Raw genomic sequence first — 245 nt, 5'->3', positions numbered from 1 at the left:
TCTTCCAGGTACCTTCCCAACGAGTTCGCTCGATCCATGAAGTACTTGGCTGCTCTGTAGGCGGTGCTTCTTTCCTCGAATCCACTCTGAATCTCCATCATGACTCTTGTGAGTCTTTCAAAGCAGGGCTTTGAAAGTTCCTGCCGAACTTCGGTTCTCGCCTCGTGCGAGTAAGAAGCAACGTGGGATTCGATGTGGTAGAGCTTCCCGAACAGAGACAGGGCTGTGAGCAGAATCTGGAGACC

At 51.8% G+C, this 245-nt stretch carries 1 protein-coding gene; it reads right to left on the bottom strand.

What is annotated here, in order from left to right:
• Positions 1-245, bottom strand: a 245-nt coding sequence (locus Afil_RS10995) for an IS66 family transposase (RefSeq protein ID WP_230268572.1), incomplete at both ends; no start/stop codon positions are given.

Origin of the sequence: Allobaculum fili (genome assembly GCF_020969955.1) — a bacterium.
In the GTDB taxonomy this organism is placed as follows: Bacteria; Bacillota_I; Bacilli_A; order Erysipelotrichales; family Erysipelotrichaceae; genus Allobaculum; species Allobaculum fili.
Note: the sequence above shows the minus strand (reverse complement) of the source record. Positions and strands in the feature narration are given on the sequence as shown.